Source organism: Luteolibacter rhizosphaerae (genome assembly GCF_025950095.1).
GTDB lineage: Bacteria > Verrucomicrobiota > Verrucomicrobiia > Verrucomicrobiales > Akkermansiaceae > Haloferula > Haloferula rhizosphaerae.
Genome location: NZ_JAPDDR010000015.1, coordinates 1 through 13,055 on the forward strand (window position 1 = coordinate 1; position 13,055 = coordinate 13,055).

Here is a 13,055-nt window from a genome sequence, read left to right on the forward strand (position 1 = left end):
TCGAAACCTTTTACAACCCGGTGCGCCTCCACAGCTCGCTGGGCTATCAATCGCCCGTGGAATACGAACAATCCCTCAACCACAGCTAACCCCCGAAACCGTGTCCGCGCTTTCAAAGTAAGATCAAGGAGCACGAGGAGGCCACTAAGTTCTTTCGCTCTCCGCTCGGCAAATCCGGGAAGATTCACCCGGCTCTCATCGGCTACTCTAACCTCATTCAGAAATCCTCAACGGCATGGATCCTCAGCTCGGCAGCAGCAGCTTCTCGGATGCTCGGAACAGATCCTGCCGATAGAGGCGGGTGAGGGGAGCCGCCGTCGTGTCGGGCAGCAATCCCGCGCCGCGCATGCCCGAGAGGAACCACGATGCCTTGTCCGCGGTCGGGCAGTTCAGGTCCGCACCATAGAAAAGATGGAAATCGGAAGCATCCAGATTCCCGCGCCCGGAGTCGAAGACCGGGCCCAGGCTGTTCCGCAGCGTGGCGGGAGCGCAGCCGGTGTAGTTCGGCTTCGCCAGGATAGAGATCAGCTCGTTCCGGAAGGAGGGGTCTTGGCAGACCCGGCAGGCGTGCAGCAGCGCGGCACCCAAGGCGATGCATTCCTCGCGGCGCTCGTTGACGAACTCGCCCGTCACCAGCAGCACCTTTTCCGGATGGCCGGTCGCCAGCTCGGCGGAGGTTGCCGGGCACCAACCGGTGCCGCTAAGAATGCTTTCGGAGTTCCAAGGCTCGCCCACGCAGTAGCCGTCAATGTGGCCGATCGCGAGATTTCGCGGCATCAACGGCGGCGGCAGGAAGACGATCTCCGCATCCCGCCCCGGGACGATGCCGTGGCGCCGCAGCCACCCGTGAAGAAGCAGGTGGTGGGAGGAAAAGCGGTGCGCCGCGGCTAGCGTGAAGGGGCGGTTCTTCTTCCAGCGATGCGTGAGATGGGCGGCCAGTCCTTCGCCGCTGCGGATCGATTCCGGCGGCAGGTCGCGCGTCAGGGTGATCGCATTGCCGTGGGCGCTTAGCACCAGCGGAACCGCGATCTCGCGGCGAGTCTTGCTCAGGCCCAAGGCCAGATAGAAGGCTAAGCCCGCGATCGATTGGGCGGCGTCCAGTTCCCCGTAGGAAAGCATGTCGCGCACGGTCGCCCAGCCCGGCTGGCGGGAGAGCTTCACGTTCAGCCCGTAGCTTTTGAAGAGTCCCAGCTCGTGGGCCACCGCCACCGGCGCGCAATCATTCAACGGAACAAAACCGAGGCGGATCGGTGAGCGGGATTCAGTGGCGACGTGGCTTTCCATGCGTGCCAATGCGTAAGCGGAAAGGGTGCCAACACCGCAGCATTGGCATGTCCCCTGCTGACCGAACCCCGGAATTCCGATGAGATTTGTTCATGACTGACCTGCTGCCCGATCTCCGCCAATTGCGCGCTTTCGTGGCCGTCGCCGACGAAGGCAGCTTCACGCTTGCTGCCAAAAAACTGTTCCTGACCCAGTCGGCCATCAGTCACTCGATGAAGGCGCTGGAAGATAGCTTGGGCTGCCGGCTTCTCGACCGCCTCGGCAAAAAGACGGTGCTTACCGAGGAGGGCGAGGTCTTTCTCCGCCGCTGCCGCCGCGTGCTCGGCGAGCTGGAAGATGCCGGCCGCGAGCTCGATGGTCTCAAGCGCTGGGGACAGGGCCGCATCCGCATTGGGGCGCCGCACTCCCTTTGCCAGTTTCTTTTGCCCACGGTCCTCCGCGAGTTCCGCGATTGCTTTCCCCGCTGCGAACCCACCATCGAGGCGGATGATACCACCCGCCTGCTTGAGCGGATCGAGGAGCACGAGCTCGATCTCGTACTCGGCCTGCTCCCGCGCGGTGGTGCCCCGGAGGGCTACCGGCCGATCTTCCGGGACCGCATGACCTTCGCTGTCTCGCCGATGCACCCTTGGGCGGAGGCTGGACGCATCGACCTCGATGAGATGTCGCGCGTTCAGTTCATCATCTACGCCCGCGCCACCGAGACGCATCGCCTCATCGAAGAGCATTTCGACAAGCTCGGCGTTCGCACCCGCCAGCCCCTCGTGCTTGGCGATATGGAGGCCATCAAGGGCATGGCCAAGATCGGCCTCGGCGTCGGCATCGTCGCTCCTTGGGTGGCCAAGCGCGAGTTCGACGATGGCTCGCTGGTTCCGATCCAGATTGAGGGTTCGGCCATCGAGCGCGAGTGGGGACTCTTCTACAATACCGACCGCAAGCTCAGCCTGATCGAGGAGACCTTCGCAGGCATCGCCGAGATGGTCGGCCGTGAGTTGGGCGGTTCGGACCACTAACTCTGAAAGGCCTCACACCCTTTAAACGAAGAGCGCCGGGTGAATACCCGGCGCTTCTGTTTATGAGGTGAGAATCCTCCTCGGAAAGATCAGACGGAAGGGATGACGGGCTGAATCCGAATCACGCGGATTTCAATCCTATCGATCCCGTCCATCCCGGTCCCTTTCCCGATAGGCTTCCTTAGAACGTATAGTTCAGCTCCACACTGGCGCGCGTGGTGGAAAGATAGAGCGAATCCTCCGAGTCGAAGTAGCCCAGCTTCGCGATCGCGGTGAAGTGATCGTCAAACTTCTTCGTCAGCACGGAGTCGAAGCCAAAGCCCAGGTCGTTGCTGATCGCGTTGTCGCCGAAGATGTGGACCGCGTTCATCCACTTGATGCCGTAGAAGAGCGGCAGGGTGTAGCTGGCGTAGGTGTCCGTCAGGCCGCCATGCGTACCGGCGAGGCGGCGCGCATCGGTGGCATCCGCGAATCCATTGACTGCGTGCAAGGTGGCGAGCGGTGTCTGCACACCGGCGTCCAGATGCTCCACGCCGACCGTCAGCGAGTGCGTGCCGATCGCTTTGGTCGCGAAGAAGTGGGCGTAGAGGCCCTCCTCGTTGTTCAGCGGGCCGGCATCCTCTTGGAAGGCGAGTTCGCCGTGCAGGGCCACGCCGGCCAAGGTCCCCTTGGCGCTCAGGCCGAAGGTGTTGTTGTCCCAGCCCGTGCTGCCCGCGTCGTCGAATTTCATCAGGTAGGCATAGCCGCCCAAGGTCACCCCCTTGATTCCGGTATAGGAGGCGTTGAAGAGGTGGATCTCGCCGGGAGCGTTCTCGAAGATCCCGGTGGCGTCCGTGCCGAAGACCCGGTTGACTTGGTTGATGTAGGCGTAGTTCGCCGTCAGGCCCGGCAGGGAGGTGTTGGTGATCGAGATCCCGTCGTAGGTCTGCTCGTTCTGGCGCCAACCCACGTTGCCGATAATGTAGGCGTTATCGTAGATGATCCGCTGGCGTCCCACTTTGACAGTGGTGTCGAAGCCGCTGTACTGCAGGTAGAGCTGGTTTAGCTCGTTGTTCTCGGGATCGGGGATGGTGGTGTTGTTCGGATCGAAGGGATCCACGCCGGGGGCACCGCCATGGTAGTCGTCGATCGCGGCCTGCGTGAACTCGCCTTCAATGAATGCGGAGAAACCATGCCAGTCCTTCGTCTTCAGCCCGAGCCGCTCGCGTACTGTCAGGGCGTGGGAGGGATCGAAGCGGTCCACATCCGCGAATTCATAGCGCATGCGGATATCGATCACCGGTTTGATCCACGGGGCTTCCTTGGCCGCGGCGATCTCGGGAGAGGGCTCGGCGGTTCCGGCACGGCTGACGACGGTGCTCGCGGCCAAGGCGAGCAGGGAGGCGAGGGCGGTTTGGTGTTTCATTGTCTGAGGTGGCTCCGTGGAAAGCCGCTCGCTTGCCAAGCGGCGGCTTGCCCATTGTTAGAGCCGTGCGAATTACGCACATCAGCGATGAAACACACTCATCCCGGCGGACAATGAAGCTCATTCATTGTCATGGCCTTCTGGCATGAGCAGGCTGCACTTTCAGCCCTCTCCCGCGGAGATGAATTCCACCAGATCCTTCCGCCCTTTGGCGAGATCCGGCGGGTTCAGGTAGAACATGTGACCGGCTTCGTACTGGGTGAAAACGATGTTCTTCCGAGCGCTCTCCGGCAGCTCCATCATGTGTGACAGGGAGTAGGCGATGCCGTCAGGCGGGGTGGCCAGATCCGCATGACCGCCCATCACCAGGATGCGGAGGTGCGGGTTGTCGCGCATCGCCGTGGCCAGACGGCTGGCCATGTTCACGTAGCCGTTGCCCGATCCCATCTTCCACGGCTGCACCTTCCCGGTCAGGATCTCGTAGGGAGAGTCCTCTTTCCAGCCGAGTTCGCCGCTCAGGTAGGACAGCATCGCGGTGGAATAGGCACCCAAGGCCAGAGAGAAAGACGGATCATACTCGGGATAGGGAGACGAAAGGTCGGTGGAAGGCCAGGCCACGCGCGCGTCGAAGCGGCCCAGGACTTTGCCTTCTTTCTTCAGCAGTTCGCCCCGGAAGCGGGTCGGGTCGATCCGCAGCCCGCATTCCAGGATCAGGGACGCGGGCAGCGAGGTGAGCGCGGAGAGCTTCTCGGCCACCGCCTGCTTCTTCGCCGGGTCCAGTTTGTTGCCCGCGTAGAGAGCTTGGGAATATTCACCGGAAGCAAACTCTTGTGCCTCTTTCACCAGTGCATCGCGGTCGCCTTTCAGTTTGCCGTGGAAGTGTGCCACGGAGGCGTAGACCGGCAGGAAGACTTGGTAGGCCAAATCATTCCCGGATGACGGGCTCAGCGTCCGGAAGTCGAGCAGGGAGGACAGCAGCACCACGCCGTTCAGCGACATGCCGTAGCGGGATTGAAGCTGTGAGGCCAAGCCCGAGACCCGGATGCCGCCGTAGGACTCGCCCAGCAGATATTTCGGCGAGTTCCAGCGCTGGTTTTCCGTGACCCAGCGGCGGATGAAATCGCTCAGGGATTCGACATCGCCTTCCACACCGTGGAATTCCTCCGGCTTCCCGTCCTTTTCCACGCGGCTGTAGCCGGTCGTCACCGGATCCACGAAGACGAGGTCGGCCACGTCCAGGATCGAGAATTCGTTCGCCACCAGCTTGGCCGGCGGCACGGGTGCGCTGGTTCCGTCCCCGGGCAGTTCCACCCGCTTCGGGCCCAGGGTGCCGAGGTGCAGCCAGACCGCGGAAGAGCCCGGACCACCGTTGAAGGCGAACAGCACCGGGCGCTTGGAGAGATCCCCGGCGTTTTTCTTCAGGTAGCTCACGTGGAAAACAGAGGCCCGCGGGGCCCCGTCATCCTTCTGCAGCGTCAGTTTCGCGGTGGTGACCTGATAGTCGATCTTCTTGCCCCCGATGGTGACGGATCCCTCCTTGGTCACCGGCTCGACCTTCTTGTCCTCCTTATTCTCCTCCTTCGGCGGCTCGGGCTTGGCCTCCGGAGCTTTTTCCTGGGCGGTGCACAGGCCGGTAAAAAGGGCGAGCAGAAGGAGTGTCGGGCGCATGGTATCGCGGAGATTAGAAACTGGGCGGGGCTTGTCCACGCCAAGAGCGAACCCGTCCCGCCGCTTCGCCTGTAGAAAGTGGCGGTACTCGCCACCCGCTGCCGTCCGGAGGGTCTTTGACAGTTCTCGACGATATCCATGCGATTTCGGGTCAACTCTCTGCGCTTCTGGGACAGCGAACCTCTGAAATGCGCACAAAAAAACGCCGGTCCCCGAGTGCGGAAACCGGCGTTTTGGGAAAGCTTGGCGAGCTTAGCGGCGGGCGCCGTTTTGCTGCGTGGAACCAGTGTTCACCGGGAAAGAAATGGCAGAAGGAACGGACATGGCTTGATTTGGTTCGAGGTCTTTTTGATGTGTGTTCCGGGAGGAATGCTCCCAACGGGTGACATCAAAGTAACCCGGAGACCCTTGCCATGCATTATGAAGACGGGAAGCCGCCTTGCGATTTTGCGAAGGCCGGAATCGCCTCAGATTCCCGTGGATTTACGGTATTCGCCGGGCGTCATCCCCGTCTGTCTGCGGAAAAGATGGCTCAATCTTTCCGCATGTTCGAACCCTAACAGGTCGGCGATATGGGCCAAGGTGTAGTCCGTCTGGGACAGGAATTTCTGGATCCCGTCCACCAGTGTCTGGCTCAACAATTGCCGCGGGGTCTTGCCCGTGGCCGATTTCACCCGCTGCTCTAACAGACGCCGCGAGACGTGGCAGTCCCGCGACAGCTCCTCGATGCTCAGCATCCCCGGCTTCTGCTGCCGCAGGAGCTCCAAAAACCTCCGTACCACCGGATCCTCGATCGCATCCAGCGCCGTCGATTGACGGATCACCAGTCCCTTCGGCGGCACCAGCCGCTCCAGCTTGAGCTGCTTCAGCGCCTTCCCCTCCATCAGTCCGGAAAGCCAGGTCGCGGCCAAGAAGCCCATCCTCACGATATCGGGATCGATGCTCGAAAGAGGGATCCTCGAGGTGCTGGAAAACACCGGATCATTGTCCACGCCCAGTACCGCCAGATCTTCCGGCACCGCGATCTTCAACTCGATCGCGGACTGCACCGCCCGGAATGCCACCTCGTCCCAGCAGCAGAAGAGTGCGCAGGGCTTCGGCAGGGAAGCGATGAAAGCTTCGTCACCGCGTTGCAGGGTTTCAAAGGTCCGCGCCTTGCGTTCCGGGGTGTGGTGGCAGAGCGGTTTGAAGCCACGGGTCGCCAGCGCCTCCGTGAAACCGATCTCCCGCTCGCGGGAAACGCTGTGGTCGCTGAAGCCGAGGAAAGCGAAATGACGGTGTCCTTTCTCGATGAAGTGCTCAGCGGCCATGCGCCCGACAGCGCGGTGATCGCTGTCCACCAAGAGATGTTCTCCCGCGGGGTCGACATGGGTGCCCTCGAGATCCACTACGGCAATTCCATTTTCACGCAGGGCGCGCGAGTGGCGTTGATCGGGGCTGGTGGTGATCACTCCGTCCCCTTTGAAATCAGCCAGCCAATCCGGCTCCGCCGCAGTCTTGCCGCGGTATTCGAAGTGGATCTGCCAATCGTGCAGGCGTCCGAAGCGTGCGATGCCCCGGATAAGGTTCCGCCCGTACTGGGTGGAGGTTTCAACAATGACCGCGACGTGCCGCACGCTTGGTAGCGCTTACACCGCGGCGGGGACCGCGCCTAGGAAATTGCCGAGCAGGCGCAAGCCCGCTTGCTGGCTCTTCTCCGGGTGGAACTGGGTTCCCACCACCGCTCCCGAGCGGATCGCGCTGGCGAAGGTTTCACCATACTCGGTCCGCATCGCCACGATGGCAGGGTCTGCCGGCTCGGGGAAATAGGAGTGCACGAAGTAGAAGTAGGGGAATTCGCCGAGGCCTTCCCAGAGTTCGTCCTCCGGCTTCACTGGCAGGGCCGCGTTCCAGCCCATGTGCGGGATCTTCCGTCCGTCCTCGCGGAAACGGCGGACGCTGCCCGGAAAGACCCCCAGGCCTTCGGTGCCGCCGGCTTCCTCGCTGCCTTCGAATAGGATTTGGTAGCCGAGGCAGATGCCGAAGTAGGGCTTGCCAGCCTTCGCCCAATCCCGCACCGGCTCGATCAAGTCGCGCTTGCTGAGTTCGGCCATGCAATCGCCGAAGGCGCCCACGCCCGGAAGAATAAGATGGCTCACGCCCTCCAGATCGGAAGCCTTTGAAACCAGCCGCGGTTCGATACCCAGCGCGTGCACGGCATTGGCCACGCTGCGCAGGTTCCCGGCCCCGTAATCGATGATACCCGTCATGATCGGATGTCTCAGAGCGCCTCTTTCGTGCTGGGAATGCCCTTCACGCGCGGATCCTTCTCGCAAGCCTCGCGGAGAGCACGTGCAAGACCTTTGAAGATGGCTTCCGCGATGTGGTGACCGTCGCGACCGTAGAGTAGTTCGACATGGATGTTCGCCCGCAGGTTCGAGGCCAGCGCTCGGCAGAACTCCTCCACCAGCGTGAAGGGAAAGTTCGGGGCCGATGGCGTGCCTGGCGCCGCACGGAACTCGAGGTGCGGGCGATTGCTCAAATCAACCACCACCCGCGCTAGAGTTTCGTCCATGGGGAGGTAGAAGCTTCCGTAGCGCTTGATCCCTTCCTTGGTCCCGAGCGCCTCGCGCATCGCATCCCCGATCACGATCCCGGTGTCTTCCACCGTGTGGTGGAAGTCCACTTCCAGATCGCCCTTGGCATCGAGATTCAGATCGAACAGCCCGTGACGCGAGAAAAGCGTCAGCATGTGATCGAAGAAGGCGATTCCGGTGGCGATCTTCGACTCGCCCGACCCGTCGAGGTCGATGGAGAGTTCGATTTGCGTTTCGGCGGTCTTGCGGCTGCGGCGGGCGGTGCGGTTGGACATGAAATGGGCAAGGGGATGTCTCAGGGTGCGGGCGTGGCAGGTGCCAGCTTCTGCAACTCGTCGATGTACTTCTGAGGCATGTTGAAGCCGCGGGCCTTGGAGATGGCGGCATCGATTTCCTGCTTCTTGGCACCGGCCTTGGTGATGGAGGCGTAGGCTTCCTCATAGGCGGCTTCGGTATTTTGAAGCGTGCTGGTGTCGAGAGAGGTCAGACGGCGAATCTCGGTTTCCAAGCTGCGCTTGGCTTCATCGAGTTCTTTCTTCGCGAAGGGATCGAGCGTGTGCCACTTGATGCCATCGGCCTTTTCGCGTTCGACCCGTGCGGCGTAGGCGGATTGCTCTTCTTGGATCGCCTGCTCGCTGCGCACCCGGTCGCTTTGGTCCATGCCTTGGAGGCCGGTCTGGCGGGCCTTCACCCGGGCATCGTAACCACTCAGCACGGAGGTCACGTTGGCGAGATGGGTCTTCATCAGGGTCAGTGCGTAGTCCTTGTTGTCGCGATAGGCACTGCTACCCAGGAAATCCTTCTCCAGCTTGGTCCACTCGCGCAGGGCCGAAACCACTTCTCCCTTATCACCGGCCTTCTTCAAGTTGCTGGCGGCGATGCTGGCGTCGAGGCCATAGGCCTTCGGGGCACGCTCGGAAGCGGGGATCATCCGGCCTTCGAATTTCACGCCGCCGGTTTTGATGGCGGCCAGTTCGGTTTCGAGCGTGTCGTAGATCTTCTGGGCGTCCTTCTTGCGAGGGGAGTTCGGGTGCTTCTTGATGAAGCTCTGCACCTTGGCGGAAGCGACCTCGTACTCGCTCTCGCTGTAAAGATCGGGCGCGGGAACCAAGGCCGCGATCGCGGCGAATTCCGTCTGGTCCTTCTGCTCGGCGACTTGCTTCACAACATCCGCTTTCGGGATGCGGCGCTCGTCCTTGATCGACTTGGTCACCTGCACTTCGATGATATAGTCGGAACCATCGGTACGCAGGATCGTGCCTTCGATCTTCGAGCCGTCCTTCAGTTCAAAGCTATCTGCCGACGCAGAGGCGGCAAGAAGGACGGGCAGCAGCGGCAAGAGGCGGTAGGTTTTCATTTGCGGCAAACAATCCCAATGAAATCCACGGACGCGAGAGGAAAAATCGCGTCAGGGGGCCGGATGTGCCGCGAAAGTCTCCAGATCGGCCGGGGCGGATAGCGGAATCTCCGTGCCTCCGGGGCCTACAGACTTGGGTCCGGAGGCGCTGGAAAGCTTCCGGGCGATGCGGTCGAGCGGTAGACGGGAGGCCGCTTCTTTCCACTCTTCCGAAGCATTCCGGGGTAGGTGGACCACCATCCGGGAGCGGGAGAAGGATGCTGCCAGAATCGAATCCGTGAAGATGACGGGGACCGTGGTAAAAGCTGGCAAGGAGCGGAGCCACGGGGCCAATGCGGGGGGCGGGGGCTGCCCCAAAGCTTCCAAACGGGCCAAGTTCATCCGCATCAAGCCCGCGGTGGAGTCGTCGAAGACCATGACCCGGCTTTCGACCGGAAAGCGCAGGGGGCTGGCCTCAGGCCGGGCTTCGAGCAGCCTGCCCTCCTTATCAACGAAGCTTTCCGCCGTCACCGAGACCATATCCCCGGCCCAGATCCGCCAGTTCTCGTCCAAGGTGATCTCCGCCAAGTCGAGCCCTGCTTGGATCGCGAGCGCATAGGTAAACGCGCGGGCGGCACACACCGGGGCGGGGGTGGCAGGGCTGACCTCGACGAGACGATCGCCCGAAGTGAAAAGTTCGCGGCTACGCTGAGCCAACCGGAGCGCCTTCTCTCGCCATGCCGGATCGCCGGTGGCGGTAAACAGGGCTGCATAGGCGGAGACCATCCGGAAGCTGGTTCCTGCCGAGGCGGAGGGGTTCGGGGCTTGCTCGGAAACCCGGGCGGAGCGGGCTTCCCAAAGTTTTTTCCGACCGGATTCCTGAAGTTTGGCCGCTTCCTCGACCGGGAGGCCCAGCTTCGCCGCAGCTTCTGCCAAGGTCATGCGGTAACCCAAAGAGTTGAGACGGAAGAACTCGCGTGCTGGATCCGTGTCCGGAGCCAGATTTCCGATTTCGGAGATGCCGCATAGGGCGATCCACAGCGCGGCTTCTTGAGGGGCGAGCGCTTCGTCGATCTGCTTCTTGCTCCAGAGCCAGTTGGCAGGTGACATCGCCTCCGAGAGACGCTGATTCGAGAAAAGCCCATCTTCCGTGGCATATTGCTGCTCGGCAAACCTCACCGCTCCGAGAGCCACTTCCAAGGTGCGCGCATCCCCGGTGGCGCGGTAAAGCGTCACCAAAGCCCGCACGGCACGCGCCTGCGTGCCACAATTACGCTGCGGCATGGGCAGATCCCAGCTATTGCCGCGCCGGGTCGAATACACGCCGCCATCAAGCGGATCGACCATCGCGCTGGAGAGGACGCTGCGCCCGAATGCAGCCACAATCTGCTTACTACGTGCGGCGACTTCCACAGGCGTGTCCGGATCCTGCGAGGCGCTGGCCAAACATTGGAGAATACCCAGAGGCAGCAAGCCGCCTGAGCCGGACATCGTGCCTGCATCCTGCTCGTAAAGGCTTCCGAGTTGGCGTATCGCGCGGTCGAGAAGTCCGTTTCTTTCCTCGTCCGTAGCCGGCGTTGAGTCCGGCTTGGCCAAGTTGGTGATGCGTCGGTCTTGGTCGGACGCGCTATTTTTCAGGACGTAGCCTGGGGATTCCTGCCACATGCTCGTGACGAGTTCCGCGGCCTCGTCGAACATTGTCTCAATCCCGGCGCTATTCGAGTAGGGTAGTGAGCGCCAAGTCACCGGGTTGCCGTCCGGGGACAGTACCAGAATGTAGGGAAAGGAGATCGGCATCTTGAGCTCCTGCGAGAGCATCGCAGCGGCGATTCCGGCTTCCGGGCAAAGGTCCAGATCCACCAAGACCGGTACGAATTCTCGGTTGAGGCGATCTGCCAAGCCCCTGCTGCGATCGATCGCATCAAGGGTCTCCAAGCAGCCCGGGTAGCGCGAGGAGCCTAGGACGGCGAAGATCAAGCGCTCGGTTTGCTTCGCCTGCTCCAGCGTGGCCGGTTCCCAATGCTGCCAGTGAACCGGGGATGAGGCCCTGCGCTCAAGCAGTCCTTTGGGCGCTCCGGACATCGCATTGGGCGCCAGGTCACGCACCATTGGAGCAGGGACAGCGGCGGGTGCGGATTCCTTTGCCCGCTCGCGGCAAGAGGTGCTCAGGGCCAAGGTGGCCAGCAGGCAGGCACGGGTTCCGGATTTCAGCATTTCAATGGGTGTCAAGAGGGGAAGGCTAGGGCCAAGATGCAGAAAAGGCTTTCGCGCTTACAAGCCGAAGCTACGCTGCGGCAGCGATTTCCGGACCTTATCAGCGTGATTAGTATAGCGGTTTCCAGTCAGAAAGGTGGGGTGGGCAAGACCACCGTCTCGATCAATATGGCGCATGCCTTTGCTCGGGCCGGACTCCGCACTTTGCTCGTCGATGCCGACCCGCAAGGCTCGGTGGGACTCTCGCTGACGCGCCAATCGCGGATGCTTTCCGGCTTCTATGACTACTTGGCCGACCCCGGCATCCCGCTCGAGCGAATCCTGGTCCCCACACGCTTGGAAACCTTCTCCTTGGTAGCCGCAGGTCAAGCCAGCGACTACGAGGTGGGAGGCTCGCCCACCGGGGCGAATCTGGCCCGGGTCAGGGGATTCCTTCGGGCGGTGGAAGCCCGCGGCTTCGACCTCTGTCTCGTCGATACCCCGGCGGGCCTTTTCGGCCTCACGGCTGATATCATTGCCTCCAGTGATGCCGTTCTCGTGCCCCAGCAGGCGGAGCCGCTCGGGATCCGGTCGGTGCCAAAAATGCTGGAAGGCCTGAACCGTCTCCGGGTGATCCACCCGCGCTTGCTCGTGCTCGGTGTGCTGATGACCATGGTCCAGCAGGAAATGGCCGAGAGCCGTGAGTCGGTGATCGCCCTTCGCCAGCTTTTGCCACCGGACCTCGTCCTGCAGACGATGATCCCGCGCGACGGGCTTTTCGTGAGGGCGAGTGCCCGCGGTTTGCCTGTCGGTGTCCTTGAGGACGGTGCCGGGGCCCTCGCGGTATTCGACTCCCTGCGTGCCGAGATCGAAGCGAAGCTGGAACGAGCCGGGCATTCGCCCCAGCCCCGCCACCATGGATCCGCTTGAACCATGGATCGATGCCTCCTCCGTCCGGAGGATGGCGGAGAGCTTGCTCTCGGAACCGCGAGGAGCCACGGCGGATCCCGGGCCCGACGCGGGGTTTGGCCGGGAGTTCGTCGGTTTTGCGGCTGAGCCCGCTTCACCCGCGAGTTCCGCACCGACACCGGTAGCGCCAACTCCGCCGGTTAACGTCCCTGAACCGGTAGCAGTGGCGGAGGTTCAGCCCCCTGCTCCTGCCGGAGAGACGGTCACCCCGCCGCCCATTCCGCCCTCAACACCGGCAACCGAGCGCCGCGGTCCGCTGCTCGAGCGCCTTGCCCGCTTCCGCGATAGCCTGATCCGTCACACCAGTGCCCAAGGCGTGTTTATCTTGGATCGGGAAGGGAAGCCGGTGATGGAGGACCCCGCTTTCGCAAAGCTGCACTTCCTCGCCCGCAGTCTGGCTCAGGCTTATCGGCCGGTGTCCGGCCAAGCCGGTAACGTGCACGTGAAGATCGGCTCGAATGCAGTTCTTGAAGTCGTGCCGGTGGAAACCGCTTTCGGATGTCTTGTCTTGGGTGCCGTAATGCCGCGTCCCTTGACCGCTGCCGCCGTCGCCGAGATCGCTACCGCCTTGCGCCAAGCGGCGACCCCGCGTGGTGAGGCGATCTGATCCG

General features: G+C 62.4%; 11 protein-coding genes. 3 read left to right on the top strand and 8 right to left on the bottom strand.

All coding sequences use genetic code 11. From position 1 onward, the window contains the following. Nucleotides 1-243: 243 nt before the first annotated feature. Nucleotides 244-1,284: a CmpA/NrtA family ABC transporter substrate-binding protein gene (locus OJ996_RS22560; protein ID WP_264515964.1), complete on the bottom strand. Its 1,041-nt coding sequence runs from the start codon at nt 1,282-1,284 to the stop codon at nt 244-246. Between the two features lie 92 nt (nt 1,285-1,376). Here OJ996_RS22560 and OJ996_RS22565 point away from each other — a divergent pair, with 92 nt between their 5' ends. Then, complete coding sequence (locus tag OJ996_RS22565; RefSeq protein WP_264515965.1) at nt 1,377-2,297, top strand: LysR family transcriptional regulator; 921 nt, start codon at nt 1,377-1,379, stop codon at nt 2,295-2,297. 181 nt (nt 2,298-2,478) lie between these two features. Here the strand turns inward: OJ996_RS22565 and OJ996_RS22570 are convergent, their stop codons facing one another. The 7 genes from OJ996_RS22570 to OJ996_RS22600 all read right to left on the bottom strand — a co-directional run bounded on the left by OJ996_RS22570 (nt 2,479) and on the right by OJ996_RS22600 (nt 11,511). Next, nucleotides 2,479-3,702 (bottom strand): alginate export family protein, encoded by a 1,224-nt coding sequence (locus tag OJ996_RS22570; RefSeq protein ID WP_264515966.1) that lies wholly within the window; start codon nt 3,700-3,702, stop codon nt 2,479-2,481. 162 nt (nt 3,703-3,864) lie between these two features. Further along, on the bottom strand, nt 3,865-5,370 hold the full coding sequence (locus OJ996_RS22575) for a S10 family peptidase (protein WP_264515967.1): 1,506 nt from the start codon (nt 5,368-5,370) through the stop codon (nt 3,865-3,867). A 467-nt stretch (nt 5,371-5,837) separates the two neighbouring features. Further along, on the bottom strand, nt 5,838-6,986 hold the full coding sequence (locus OJ996_RS22580; protein ID WP_264515968.1) for a XylR family transcriptional regulator: 1,149 nt from the start codon (nt 6,984-6,986) through the stop codon (nt 5,838-5,840). Between the two features lie 12 nt (nt 6,987-6,998). Continuing rightward, a complete protein-coding gene (gene hisH / locus OJ996_RS22585) occupies nt 6,999-7,619 on the bottom strand; it encodes an imidazole glycerol phosphate synthase subunit HisH (RefSeq protein ID WP_264515969.1) in 621 nt (206 codons plus the stop codon). 11 nt (nt 7,620-7,630) lie between these two features. Beyond that, complete coding sequence (gene hisB, locus OJ996_RS22590; protein WP_264515970.1) at nt 7,631-8,221, bottom strand: imidazoleglycerol-phosphate dehydratase HisB; 591 nt, start codon at nt 8,219-8,221, stop codon at nt 7,631-7,633. Between the two features lie 20 nt (nt 8,222-8,241). Next, on the bottom strand, nt 8,242-9,303 hold the full coding sequence (locus OJ996_RS22595; RefSeq protein ID WP_264515971.1) for a PTPDL family protein: 1,062 nt from the start codon (nt 9,301-9,303) through the stop codon (nt 8,242-8,244). Nucleotides 9,304-9,354: 51 nt separating this feature from the next. Next, nucleotides 9,355-11,511 (bottom strand): DUF255 domain-containing protein, encoded by a 2,157-nt coding sequence (locus OJ996_RS22600; RefSeq protein ID WP_264515972.1) that lies wholly within the window; start codon nt 11,509-11,511, stop codon nt 9,355-9,357. A gap of 21 nt (nt 11,512-11,532) precedes the next feature. Here OJ996_RS22600 and OJ996_RS22605 point away from each other — a divergent pair, with 21 nt between their 5' ends. Both OJ996_RS22605 and OJ996_RS22610 read left to right on the top strand, forming a co-directional pair. Then, a complete protein-coding gene (locus OJ996_RS22605; RefSeq protein WP_264515973.1) occupies nt 11,533-12,405 on the top strand; it encodes a ParA family protein in 873 nt (290 codons plus the stop codon). Continuing rightward, the gene (locus tag OJ996_RS22610; protein WP_264515975.1) at nt 12,392-13,051 is read left to right on the top strand and encodes a hypothetical protein; all 660 of its coding nucleotides are present in this window, start codon (nt 12,392-12,394) and stop codon (nt 13,049-13,051) included. Before OJ996_RS22605 ends, OJ996_RS22610 begins: the two co-directional genes overlap by 14 nt. The last annotated feature ends 4 nt before the right edge of the window (nt 13,052-13,055 follow it).